The organism is Hylemonella sp. P2_B10, assembly GCF_056404875.1.
Window position 1 is genome coordinate 1,214,658 of sequence record NZ_JBFUDE010000001.1, and the last position, 12,179, is coordinate 1,226,836.

Annotated in this window: 7 protein-coding genes; 3 read left to right on the forward strand and 4 right to left on the reverse strand. The window is 68.5% G+C overall.

From position 1 onward, the window contains the following. Positions 1-82: 82 nt before the first annotated feature. Together AC1DX2_RS05820 and AC1DX2_RS05825 are read right to left on the reverse strand one after the other, a co-directional pair. Positions 83-8,500: a glycoside hydrolase family 94 protein gene (locus tag AC1DX2_RS05820; protein ID WP_477195339.1), complete on the reverse strand. Its 8,418-nt coding sequence runs from the start codon at positions 8,498-8,500 to the stop codon at positions 83-85. A gap of 25 nt (positions 8,501-8,525) precedes the next feature. Continuing rightward, a complete protein-coding gene (locus tag AC1DX2_RS05825; RefSeq protein WP_477195340.1) occupies positions 8,526-8,783 on the reverse strand; it encodes a hypothetical protein in 258 nt (85 codons plus the stop codon). Positions 8,784-9,061: 278 nt separating this feature from the next. On the opposite strand from AC1DX2_RS05825, the gene AC1DX2_RS05830 reads away from it, so the two are divergent. Together AC1DX2_RS05830 and ppk2 are read left to right on the forward strand one after the other, a co-directional pair. Next, entirely contained in the window at positions 9,062-9,799 is a 738-nt protein-coding gene (locus AC1DX2_RS05830) for a Crp/Fnr family transcriptional regulator (RefSeq protein ID WP_477195341.1), read from the forward strand. A 35-nt stretch (positions 9,800-9,834) separates the two neighbouring features. Further along, on the forward strand, positions 9,835-10,686 hold the full coding sequence (gene ppk2 / locus AC1DX2_RS05835) for a polyphosphate kinase 2 (RefSeq protein WP_477195342.1): 852 nt from the start codon (positions 9,835-9,837) through the stop codon (positions 10,684-10,686). Between the two features lie 41 nt (positions 10,687-10,727). On the opposite strand, the gene AC1DX2_RS05840 is transcribed toward ppk2, so the two are convergent. Continuing rightward, on the reverse strand, positions 10,728-11,033 hold the full coding sequence (locus tag AC1DX2_RS05840) for a hypothetical protein (RefSeq protein WP_477195343.1): 306 nt from the start codon (positions 11,031-11,033) through the stop codon (positions 10,728-10,730). Positions 11,034-11,224: 191 nt separating this feature from the next. Here AC1DX2_RS05840 and AC1DX2_RS05845 point away from each other — a divergent pair, with 191 nt between their 5' ends. Next, positions 11,225-11,455, forward strand: a complete 231-nt coding sequence (locus AC1DX2_RS05845; RefSeq protein WP_477195344.1) for a hypothetical protein — start codon at positions 11,225-11,227, stop codon at positions 11,453-11,455. 127 nt (positions 11,456-11,582) lie between these two features. Here the strand turns inward: AC1DX2_RS05845 and AC1DX2_RS05850 are convergent, their stop codons facing one another. Then, entirely contained in the window at positions 11,583-12,035 is a 453-nt protein-coding gene (locus tag AC1DX2_RS05850) for a BON domain-containing protein (RefSeq protein ID WP_477195345.1), read from the reverse strand. Positions 12,036-12,179: the final 144 nt, after the last annotated feature.

The window sequence follows — 12,179 nt, forward strand, 5'->3', positions numbered from 1 at the left end:
ACTTGCTCCCAGGAAGAATGGACGGCATGGCGTGGCATGTGCGGCTTATTCTAGCCAGCAGCTTGCGCGCGCAACTGAGCTTTCACAGGCCCCCGGCGGCACGGGCCGGTGGCTCTGGCACCTGGGGCGTGGACGGCTGGGCCTGGGTGTGCGCCAGCAGCGGCAGCACATAGCTGCTGCTCGGCGGCAGGCTGGCCCAGTGCAGGCGCTCGTCCTCGCGCAGCAGTCGCGCACCGGTGCGCGAGGCGATGGCCTGGGCCGCGCCCAGGCTGGCGGCGCGCAGCAGCAACAGGTTCAGGCTGCGGCCGTCGCGCGTCAGTGTCAGCTCGGCCTGCGGCCAATGCGCGGGCAGGCAGGGATGGAAGCTCAGCTGACCGGCACGCAGGCGCATGCCCAGCAAGGACTCGAGGGCCGCGCGATGCAGCCAGGCGGCCGAGCCGGTGTACCAGCTCCAGCCGCCGCGTCCCACGTAGGGCGGTTGGCTGTAGATGTCGCCGGCCATCACATAGGGCTCCAGCCCATAGGCAGTGCCATGCTGCGGGTGGGCGCTGCGGTGCGCCGGACTGACGTCGCAGAAGTAGCGCCACACGGCGTCGGCCGATCCCGCCGCACCAGCGCCACCGCGCAGCGCCAACTCGGCCTGCGCCATCAGCGCCCAGATCGTGGCGTGGTTGTACTGGCCGCCGTTTTCGCGCACGCCCGGCGGGTAGGCCTGGATATAACCGGCACTGGGTTGGGCGTCTTGCAGTGGCGGGTCCAGCAGCCGCACCAGACCGGCGTCTTCGTCCACCAGGTGCTCTTCGACCGCCGCCATCGCCATGCGTTGCATGGCAGGTGCTGCGGCGTCAGACAACACCGCCCAGGCCTGGGCGATCAGGTCAATGCGTGCCTCGGCATTGGTGTGTGATCCCAGTGGTGATCCGTCATCAAAGAAGGCGCGTTTGAACCACTGGCCGTCCCAAGCCTGGCTGGCGAGCGCCGACTGCCAACCCGCCAGGGCGTTGTTCCAGCGCTTGGCGCGTATGGCGTCCCCACGCGCCTGAGCCAGCGGCGCCAAGCCGCGCACCAACGCGCACAGGAACCAGGCCAGCCACACCGACTCACCCTTGCCTTCAATGCCAACACGGTTCATGCCGTCGTTCCAGTCGCCGCTGCCCATCAGCGGCAGACCGTGCACGCCCACGCGCAGACTGCGGTCTATGGCCAGCGCCGCGTGCTCGTACAGCGTGGCGGTGTCGGCGCTGACAGTGGGGGTGTGGTAGTTGTCCTCGGCACCTTCGGCAATGGCCTCGCCTTCCAGGAAGGGCACCCGCTCGTCCAGCAGCGCGGCGTCGCCTGTGGCCTCCAGGTAGCGCAGGCAGGCGTGGGGCAGCCACAGCAGGTCGTCCGAGAAGTGCGTGCGCACGCCATTGCCCTGGGGTGCATGCCACCAGTGCTGAACGTCGCCTTCACGGAACTGGCGCGCGGCGCACACCTTGATCTGCTCGCGCAGCCACTGCGGGCGCGCCCAGGCCAGGGCCATGGCGTCTTGCAACTGGTCGCGAAAACCGGTGGCGCCGCCGGCCTGGTAAAAGCCCGCCTTGGCCCACATGCGGCAGGTGACGGTCTGGTACAGCAGCCAGCGGTTGACCAGCGCGTCGAACAGCGGGTCGGGGGTCTTCACCCGCGCGGCGCCCAGCAGCGACTCCCACTGCTGGCGCACCTGCTCCAGCCGCTGCGCGGTTGGAACCTGGGCTGCCGCCAACGCCAGTTCGCGCGCCGCCTGTGGGCTGGCGCCATAGCCCAGCAGGAACACCCGCTCCACGCTGTCGCCCGGCGCCAGCAAGATGCGCGCCGCCAGCGCGGCGCAGGGGTCCAGCCCGGCACCGCTGGCACGGCCGAAGTGCTCGGGCAGCACCAGGCTGCCCCGGGTGTCAAAGCACTCGCGGCGGTCGCAGGTCCAGTCTTCAGACTCGGCCAGGTGGCCCACCTGGGCCAGGAAGGCCGTGCCGCCACCAAACCCGGCGCTGCGCTCGCGCTGCGTGCACAGCAAGGCCACCAGCTTGCGCGGCTGGCCATCGCTTTGCTCGGGCAGGTTCTGGCGCAACACGCCGGTGTCGGCGCTGCCGCGGTCCGAGCGGTTGGCCCCCATCACCCATTCGGCCAGCGCGATCAGCCGCAGCTGGCGGCTGGCGCTGCCCCGGTTGCTGATGCGCACGCGCATTTGTTTGACGGCGCTTTGCGGGTCCACGCACCAGGTCACGCTGACCTCCAGCTCGCCCTGGCGGTGCGTGACCACGCTGTAGCCCTGGCCGTGTGCCACGCGGTAGCTGGCGGATTCATCGGCCCAGGCGTTGGGCGTCAGGCTCCAGGCCTGGCCGCTCTTGCGATCCTGCAGCAGCAGCAACTCCGACGGTGGGTCGCCCACCGGGTCGTTGGACCAGGCGGTGAGCTGGTTCAGCCGGCTGTTGACGGCCCAGGTGTAGCCGCCACCGGCCTCGGTGAGCTGGGCGCCAAAGCCCGGGTTGGACAGCACATTGGCCCAGGGGCGTGCGGGGCGCAGCTTGCCGCTGACGTCAAAACGGAACTCGCCATTGGCGTCGTCAAACTGGCCCTGCGGCACCGGTGCGCTGGCCAGCCCGGCACTGGCCAGCGGCACCACCACGCTGGGTGTGGCGTTGCGTGCATCCTGCGCCTGCTGGTGCAAGGCGGCCCACTCCCACACATGGTGGCGCAGCGGCCGGCCGTCGGCATTGAAACGCAGCCGCGCTTGCGCCTGCAATGTGCCGAGCTCACCGGGTGACAACTCGTCGGTACGAAGCAGGTGAAAGCCAGTGGGCGCTGCACCGGGATTGCCGCCGCTGTCGGCCAGGTGGCGGTCGCGCAGGGCGGCGATATCGCGATGCAGGGCCATCAGGTAGGAGGTGGGCTCGGCGTTCACCACCACCAGGTCGCAGGCCACGCCACCCCAGGACCACAGGCGCAACGCCTGCGCCAGCGAGCGCAGCAACCCCAGGCCCTGGGACTGGCCAACGAAGGCCAGCACGATGGGCCGGTCACCCGAGATACCCAGGCGCCACAGCAGCTTGCGGTCGCACACCCGCTGGCTGTCGTCGGCGGCCAGCTCGCCCGGCGTCTCGTAGGGGTGCGGACGCGCCAGGCTCATCACCAGCGCGCTGGTCAGCGTCTGGATGGCGGCGAAATTGTCGGCGCTGATGCGCAGCTCGCGCAGCCGGATGCTGGCCAGGGTGGCCGACATCAGCGAGGCGCGCTGCACATGGCTGCGCTGGCGGTATTTGTCGATGATGGCGCGCAGCGTGCCGTCGTTGTCGCAGGCGGCGGTGGCAAAGGTCAGCTGTATGCTGGCGCCACCGGCCAGATGCAGGTGGGCGGCCAGCGCGCACACCGGGTCCAGCCCGGTGTCCAGCGTGCGCTCGGCGGTGGCGGCCTCCCCCATCTGCGGCAACTGCTCCAGCAACGCCAGCGGTTGGGCCGGCGTGCGGTTGCGGCCCAGCCAGCGCTGGCGGTCGACCTGCACGCGCAGGCTGGCCACCGGCTTGTCGCTGTCGGCCAGAAAGTGCGCCATGCGCATGGTCTGCTCGCCGGCAAGGCGCGGCTTGCGCGTGAACACCAACGCCTGGTGGCTGCCTTGCCACTGGGCCTGAAGGAACAGGTTGGAAAAAGCCGGGTGTGCCTCGTCGGCGCGCGCGGCGGTCAGCGTGGGCTCGAAGGCCGACGTCAGCTCCAGGTTCAGGGCATGCTGGTTCAGGTTGTACAGCTCGACGCGGCGGAACTCCACATCGTCCTCGGGGCTGACCCACACGGTGACATGGGCGCGCACGCCTGGCCAGCTGGCATCGAAACACACGCGGTCGGCATGGAAGACGGCCGTGTAGCGCGCCTGCGCGTCGGGCGCCGGGTGCTGGGTCACCGACACCGGGCGCAACTGGCTGGTGCCGCGGCTGGCGTCCAGCCAGCGCAGGTAGAAGAAGTTGCCGTGGGCATCGCGCAGCGCGTCATCACGCCAGCGGCTGATGTCGGCCGCGCCCCAGCGGCTCCAGCCGGCGCCGTTGGCGCGCAGGGCCACGCTGTAGCGGCCGTTGGACAGCAGGTGGGTGGGCTCGGGCGACAAGGTGCCCGGCGTGAGTTCGGTGCGCATGCGCGCCACACGGCGGCGTTGCTGCGCCGGCGGGACCGGCCCGGTCGTGAGCCGGTTCAGGGTGGGGATCTGGCGCGGCGAGCGCTCATGCAGCAGCGAGGCCACCGCCTCGATGTGGGTGTTGGCCATGCCCCAGCGGCGCGGTGCACCATCCAGCAGCACGTTGGCCAGCGCGACGATGATCATGCCCTGGTGGTGCGCCATGAAGGCATTGACCGGTGTGAAGCCGTCCGTGCTGCTTTCCAGCTGGCGCGCTGGCGAGAAGTCCAGCGCCTCGATGAAGCCGTACTGGGTGCGCGCGCGCAGGGTCTCCAGCGTGCGCAGGTTGCGGCACGCCAGGTGCGGCGCCACCTGCGCGGCCAGCCCAGTGGCATAAGGCGCCACCACCAGCTCGTCTGCGGGGGTGCGGCGCAACGCCAGGCGCGGCACGCCCTGCGGCGCATACTGGTAGGCCAGCGTGTGGTCGGCGGCGGCATAGGCCGACTCGGAAATGCCCCAGGGCGCGTCCTGCAGTTGCGCAAACTCCATCTGCTCGCGCAGCGCCGCCAGCGAAGCCTCGCGCAGCACGCTGCCATGCGGCTCGTCCAGCACCAGCGTGGGCATCAGGTATTCGAACATGGAGCCGGACCAGGAGCGCAAGCCAGCCCCGGCGCCCACCGCGTAGAACGGCCGCCCCAGCGACGCCCAGTGACGCACCGGGACCTCGCCCTTGGCAATGGCCAACATGCTGGTCAGGCGCGACTCGGAGGCCAGCAGGTCGTAGAAACTGGCGTCCAGTTGCTGCTCGGCGACACGGTAGCCGATGTGGAACAGCTGGCGCTTGCGGTGGTACAGGAAGGTGTACTCCGGCGCCCAGGCCAGGCGGTCGCACGCCTGCGCCACCGCCAGCAGGCGCTGCACCAGTGGCGCATTGGGCGGCTCGGGCGCGCGCACCAGCGCCAGACAGGCCTGGGCCACAGCCAGCAGGTGGCCGCTGAGGTTGCCGCTGTCCACGGTGGAGACGTACATGGGCAACAGCGGCGCGCAACTCTGGGTGTCGTACCAGTTCAGGAAGTGGCCGCGATGGCGTTGCAGCTTGCTCAAAGTGGCCAGCGTGGCCTCCAGCCGCGCCAGCAGCTCGGCCGTGTCTATCCAGCCGAACTGCCGGGCGCAGGCCGCAGCCAGCAGGTACAGCCCGATGTTGGTGGGCGAGGTGCGGTGCGCCAGCATCTCATGCGGTGTGGTTTGCAGGTTGTCGGGTGGCAGGTGGTTGTCCTGCGGGCCTACGCAGGCCTCGAACCAGCGCCAGGTGTCGTGCGCCACCGCGTGCATGTAGGCAGTTTCTTCGGCCGACAGCGCCTCGTCCCGACGCGCTGGCTGCGGCCGGCTGACCCACCAGGTACCCAGCGCCGTCAACGCCCAGGCCGCCAGCAAGAGGGCCGCCAACAGCGGGTACGGGCTGACCAGCAGCAAAGGCGGCGCCAGCAGCAGCGCAACCAGCGGCGCGCGCCAGTGGCGCTGCGCCAGCACGCGCAGTTGGGTGCTGGCGGCGGCCTGGGCGGCGGCGGCGGTGGTCCATTGCAGCAGCAGGCGCCGGCTTACCGCCATGCGGTACAGCGCGCGGACGATGGCGTCCAGCGACAGCAAGGCCTGCTGCACCAATTGCTGCAGCAGCCACAGGCCACCCCAGCAGGCCCGTGCCAGCTCGGCCCCGGCGCGGTGGTAGAAATGGTGCAGCGCCAGCGGGCCGCGTGCCGGCGAAAAACCGGCCAACGCGCCGATCATCGGTCCGGCGGAAAAAGCCGCCAGCACCAGCGCCAGCGCGGCCCAGGGCGACACCGCCTGGCCGGCCAACGCCAGCAACAGCAGCGCCAGCGACATCGGCGCCACCAGCGAGCGGCGCAGGTTGTCGAACATCTTCCAGCGGTTGATGGCGCGCAGCGCATAGCGGTGGGGCTGCAACAGGAAGGGCAGCAATTGCCAATCACCGCGCGTCCAGCGGTGCACACGCGAGGCGGCGACGTCGGCATGGAAGGGGGCGTCTTCGATCAGCGTGACGTCCGTCACGGTGGCGCAGCGCGCCAGCGATCCTTCCAGCAGGTCGTGGCTGAGCACCTGACTCTCAGGCAGCCGCCGGTGCAACACCGCATGCATGGCCTGCACATTGAGCAGGCCCTTGCCGGTGAAGGTGCCCTCGCCGAACACGTCCTGGTAAACCTCGGAACTGGCGGCACTGTACGGATCGATGCCGCACTGGCCGGCAAACAGCCAATGGAACAGCGTGAAGTCCTTCACCGCCGGCAGCGGCGCAGCAATGCGCGGCTGCAGGATGCCGTAGCCGTGCACCACGGTTGTGCCGCGTTCGTCCAGCTGAGGCCGGTTGTGCGGGTGCGCGGCCACGCCCACCAGCTCGCGCAGGCTGCCTGGCGGCAACCGGGTGTCGGCGTCCAGCGTCACCAGGTACGGGGTGTTGGGCGCCAGGCGCGAGGCCTCGCCCAGATCGATGAAGGTGGTACCGCCATGCTGTGCGTTGGTTGCCAGCGCCGCCACCAGCTGCTCGAGCTTGCCGCGCTTGCGCTCCCAGCCTATCCAGCGCCGCTCGCTGTCGCTCCATTGGCGCTCGCGGTGCAGCAGGATGAAGCGCGGCGCCATGCCGTCCGGCTGCGGGTAGCGTGCGGCAAGTGCCCGCACCTGCGCCCGCGCGCTGGCCAGCAGCGGCGCGTCGGAGGGAATGCGCGCGGCATCGGCATCGGCCCAATCTGTCAGCAGCGCAAATTGCGCATGCTGCTCCGGGTTGGCCAGGTGGTGCAGCTCCAGCCGGTGCACCAGTTCGTGCACCGCGGCCTCGTTGGTCAGCATCGCCGGCACCGCCACCAGCACCCGGTGCTCGGCCGGTATGCCCTCGGCCAGCGCCAGCCGGGGCAGTGGTTCGGGCCGGGCCGACTCGCTGATCAGCCGGTTGATCACCGCCACCACCGCCTCGGAAGCCGGAAACAGCATCAGCAATGTGCACAGCGCCAGCGCAGCCGCAGATTCGCCCGCCTCACCCAAAGGCCCGGAGCTGGCGGCGTGCTGGCGCAGGATCCACAGGATCAGCAGCGCCGTGCCCAGCGCCAGCGCACTCAGGTAGGCCGGCAGCACCATGTGACGCGCGCCAAAGCGCCAGGCACTGGCCAGCGGCTCGCGCAGGCCCAGTGCCTTCAACAGCGCTGCGCGGCCGGGGCCGCGCAGCCAGTGGCTGGCAACCGAAGCGTCTGCGTCCGTGCCGCCCCGCTCACCAAGGCCGCTGTCGGCGGTGTGCATCAAGCCCAGCAGCGTCTGCGCCACCGCCACCTCATCCCGGCCACTGCGCAGCGCCAGGCGCTCGATGTCATGCAGCGTCTGGTCGCGCGTGCGGACGTGCTCGGCGGCGAACATGGGCGAGGTCAGCAGCACGCGCATCAGCGTGTTGGTGCGCTCCACCAGATCAGCCCAATCGGCATCCCCAATGGCACGCAGCGCCGTGACGGCGTTGCTGACACTCAGGTTGTCGGCCGTCTGGTCGGCGCTTTGCTGGCGCTGCAACGCGGCCAGGTCGGGCGCCTGCACGGCCAGCCATTCGCGCACCCGGACGTCGACGCCGGTGTCGCGGTCCAGCAGGCGCTGCCCCATCTGGGCCAGCAGCACCTGCCCGACGCCACGCGCATTCAGCGCCTCCAGCAACTCGTCCAGCAGCTCTTCATTCCAAAGCTCCAGCGCGTCGCACACCAGGTTGGCGACCTCGCGCGCAGCCTTGTTGGTGGCCATGCGCTCGGCCAGGCGGCGCAGGTTTTCCACCAGCACCACGCGCAGCGTCGTGGGCAAGGCCCAGACCTCGTTGAGGTTCAGCGCGCGGGTCTCCTGGTAGGCGCCCAGGTAGGCGCCCAGCAGGTCCTCGTCGAAGGCGCTGTCGGTGTGGGCTACAAAGGCCCAGGCCACGCCGTAGATGCGCGGCAGGCCGGCCAGTGGCTCATCCAGCAACGTCGGCAGCGTGCGAAAGTAGCTGCGCGGCAAGCCGTCGTGGATTTCCTTCAACTGGGCTTCTATCAGATGGAAGTTGTCCAGCAGCCACTCGGCCGCAGGGCTGAGGTCATAGCCGGTGCCAGCCTGGTCGCCTATGTAATGGTGCGCCTCGCGCAGCACGCGGATGTTGTGGCGCAAGCGCGGAAAGAAGGCCCCCCTGGCCGAGCGCACGCGCTCGGCGCGGTGCGTTTCAGCCAGGCTGTGACCATGTTGGGCAAAGCGCTGCTGGCCGAATATCTCCGAGCGTATCGGTGGCAACACGGCGCCCCGGGCGCCGTCCAGCATGTCGCGCGATGCCAGCGACAACTGGGGCAGCAGGCGCAGCAACTCGGGTTGCCACATTATTCAGGCCGGTTGGATGGCCGGCTCAGAGGACCAGCGAACCCAGGCCGATCAGCAGCGTGACCAGAACCGCCGAGGTGAACACATGCGTGACCATGAAGCCGTGCGCCGACTCCAGCAGGCAATGCAGCGTGAAGAAGCGGCTCTGCAAGGCCTTGCATTGGTTCAAGTGGTCGCCCAGTCCCAGGGATTCGACCGCGCTGGCCAACCGCTGACTGCCCTCACCTATGGACGCCGTGCTCCAGCAGGGCAAGGAATTGAAAGTATTGATATTGGGGTTCATCGGAATCCTCCACGAGAGCATGTTGTGGGCCAGCGGACCGCCGCGGCCTGTGAGAATCGATGGTACGGGCGCAGACACTGGCAATCTGTCAGACAGGGACGCCGGGCCGTGTAGGACGAGTCCGTGCGGTGCAAAGGCGGTTTTCACTGGGGAGACCACCTTCGGCAAGGGGCACTCGCATGTAGGAACCTGCCGACAGCGATTGGCGGCTCGCGCCGATAGCGCAAAAGCCCGCGCTGGCAGACCATGAAGGCTCATTCAATGCCCAAAGGGAGCCCATGAAAACGATCTACCACCCCATTTGCGATCCGCGCCAAAACCACTTGCTGGCCGCCCTGCAGCCGTCCGACTGGGAACGCTGGCTGGAACAGATGGAGCCGGTGATGCTGGCCCAAGGCCAGGTGCTGAGCGAGCCCGGCCGTGCGCCATCGTCGGTGATCTTTCCCACCACGGCGATCTGCTCACTGCTGTACCTGACGGAAGAAGGCAGTTCCACCGAAGTGGCCGTGGTCGGCAACGACGGTGCGGTGGGCATTTCGCTGGTGTTGGGCGGCGACGCCATGCCCAGCGAAACCGTGGTGCAAAGCGCGGGCCAGGGCCTGCGCGTGAGCGCCCAGTTCATCAAGGCCGAAGTGGAACGCGGCGGCGCGGTGCTCAAGCTGCTGCTGCGCTACGCCCAGGCGGTGATCGCCCAGGTGGCGCAGACCGCCGTCTGCAACCGCTACCACTCCATCGACCAGCAACTGTGCCGCCGCCTGCTGCTGGGGCTGGACCGCCTGCCCAGCGACGAAATGGAGCTGACCCAAGAAGGCGCTGCCAACCTGCTGGGCGTGCGCCGCGAAGGCGTGACGGTGGCCGCGCACAAGCTGCAGCAAGCTGGCCTGATCCGCTACAGCCGTGGCCACATCGTGGTGTTGGACCGCGAACGCCTGGAACAACGCACCTGCGAATGCTACGCCGCCAGCAAGAAGGTCTTCAGCCGGCTGCTGGTGCCCCCCATGGCCCTGGCGGCTTGAGCGGCGCTTGAGTCGCCTGACCCTGCCGTCCGCTTATGGGCAACAAGCACAAGAAAAAATCCAGCGACAGCAGCAAGCAAGGTGGACAGGACCAACAAGCCACCGCGTCGTTCAACCACGCAGCCACGCCAGCTGACAGCGCAGCGGACATCTCCGGTGATGACTACGAGGCGCAACTGCACGACCTGCAAGTCGAGCTGGTGAAGCTGCAGCGCCATGCGATACGCCATGGCGAACGCATCCTGGTGTTGCTGGAGGGGCGCGACGGCGCTGGCAAGGACGGCAGCATCAAGCGCATCGTGGAGCACCTGAGCCCGCGCGAGACCCGGGTGGTGGCACTGGGCAAGCCTTCAGAGCGCGACCGCAGCAGCTGGTATTTCCAACGCTGGGTGCCCTTCCTGCCGGCCGCCGAGGAGCTGGTGCTGTTCAACCGCAGTTGGTACAACCGTGCCGGGGTGGAGCACGTGATGGGCTTTTGCAGCGATGCCGAATACGAAGACTTCCTGCAAACGGTGCCACGCTTTGAAGAACTGCTGGTCCACTCCGGCATCCGGTTGTTCAAATACTACCTGGACATCAGCAAGGACGAGCAGAAGCGCCGCCTGGCTGACCGTGCGCGCGACCCGCTGAAGCAATGGAAGATCAGCCCCATAGACGCGGTGGCCGTCAAACACTGGAAGGCCTACAGCACAGCGCGCGACACCATGCTGTTGCGCACCCACACCGAACATGCGCCCTGGCGCATCGTGCGCACCGACAACAAGCTGCTGGCGCGCCTGAACCTGATGCGCGATCTGCTGGCACACCTGCCCTACCAGGGCAAGAAGCCGGCGCTGCTGCACACCGACCCCCGCCTGCTGTTCGAGTTCACACCGCTGAGCCTGTAGGCACGCCGGCTGACGGCGTGACCGGAGGGCGGCGGCAATTGTCAGCGCTTGTCTTCCTTGCTGCGCGCCGCATGCGGCAACGCCGGGTCCTCGCCCTTGCTGTGAGACAGGCCCTGCGCCTCGGCATCGCGCAAATCCTGCGCTTGCGCGCCATTGGCGGGCTTGGCGTTGCGCGCGGCCTCATCCACCTTGCCCGACTCGGCAAAGGCGCGAGCCGACTGGTCATAGCGCTGGGCTGAGCGGTAATCGCCCTCACCTTGAATCTGGTCATTGCCGCCGGCCTGCGCGGGATCAGCCTTGCGGCTGTCGTCCTTGCCGGTGCCGGACTTCTTGCTGCGGGATGTCATGGAAAAGCCTCCTTGAGGGGTGAAGGGTGAATGGCCTCCCCATGCTAGTCAGACCGTGGTCAGGCGCCCATCAGCATTGCGCGCAAGCTGCCGTGGGATTTGTCCCACGCCAGGACTGCGTGTCCATGGGCTGGGCTTGCACGGTCTCGAGGCCTAGCATGGGTGACGTGATTCAACCCAAGGAGATCGCCATGAACCCCATGAGCAAAACCGTGATGACCTTGCTGGCCGGCTACGCCCTGTGGCGGCTGGGCGGCGACTGGCGACAGCACCAGTTGCAGCGCCAACAGGCCAGACCGCTGGCCAAGCCACGCGAAGAAACCCGCTGGGAAGGCGAAGGCGGCGCGTTGCCTGATGGCCCGCAAACCCAGGTGGGCCAGGTCGGCCAAGTGGATGACGATCTGCCGGGCACTCGGCACTGACAAGCGCCGCCAAAAAAAGTGCCGGAGCGCTCACGCACTCCGGCACGCCAGGCACCGTCACGGTGCCTTCCGGCAAGGGGGCTGCACCCCCTCGCTACGGTTACTTCACGAGCTGCCTGGCCGCAACTCAGTTGCGGATGACCAGCTGGTTGTCCACACTGGCGACACCATCCACCTTTTGCGCCAGGCGGGTGGCACGGTCCAGCGACGAGGTGTCGGGCGCGTTGCCGCGCAACACCACCCGGCCACTGTGCGTGTCCACGTTGATCTGCAAGGCGCTCAGCCCAGGGTCCTTCACCAGCTCAGCGTTGACGGCGGCGGTGATGGCGGCATCCTTCACCTGGGTGCCGGCGGAGTCCATGGCCTGGTTGCTGGCGACCTTGGCCTTGTCCATCTCGGCGCTGGCGGTTGCGGTGGCCTGATCGGTCTTTTCCTTGGCGGTTGCAATGGCGGAATCCAGCTTCTGGCCGGCAGTACGCTCATCATCGGTACGGCGGTCACAGGCGCTCAAGGACAGCACCGCCAGTGCCACCAGCGTGGCCGGCAGCAGTGCGCGTGCTTGTTTCATAGCTTGTTTCATCACAACTCTCCTTCGTGGTTGACGATGAGGCAAGCTTAAGGAAGCGGCCGGGCGCCTCCTATAGTCCAGTGGCGCGAGCGGGCGTCGGACATGTCGTACAGATTGTGGACCCCCATGGTCGACCACTGGGTGTGGCTCCCTAGC

What these genes read in the sequence shown, in the direction of transcription:
- AC1DX2_RS05820 (WP_477195339.1), bottom strand. Translation starts at nt 8,500, where the DNA reads ATGTGGCAACCCGAGTTGCTGCGCCTGCTGCCCCAGTTGTCGCTGGCA.
- AC1DX2_RS05825 (WP_477195340.1), bottom strand. Translation starts at nt 8,783, where the DNA reads ATGAACCCCAATATCAATACTTTCAATTCCTTGCCCTGCTGGAGCACG.
- AC1DX2_RS05830 (WP_477195341.1), top strand. Translation starts at nt 9,062, where the DNA reads ATGAAAACGATCTACCACCCCATTTGCGATCCGCGCCAAAACCACTTG.
- ppk2 (WP_477195342.1), top strand. Translation starts at nt 9,835, where the DNA reads ATGGGCAACAAGCACAAGAAAAAATCCAGCGACAGCAGCAAGCAAGGT.
- AC1DX2_RS05840 (WP_477195343.1), bottom strand. Translation starts at nt 11,033, where the DNA reads ATGACATCCCGCAGCAAGAAGTCCGGCACCGGCAAGGACGACAGCCGC.
- AC1DX2_RS05845 (WP_477195344.1), top strand. Translation starts at nt 11,225, where the DNA reads ATGAACCCCATGAGCAAAACCGTGATGACCTTGCTGGCCGGCTACGCC.
- AC1DX2_RS05850 (WP_477195345.1), bottom strand. Translation starts at nt 12,035, where the DNA reads ATGAAACAAGCTATGAAACAAGCACGCGCACTGCTGCCGGCCACGCTG.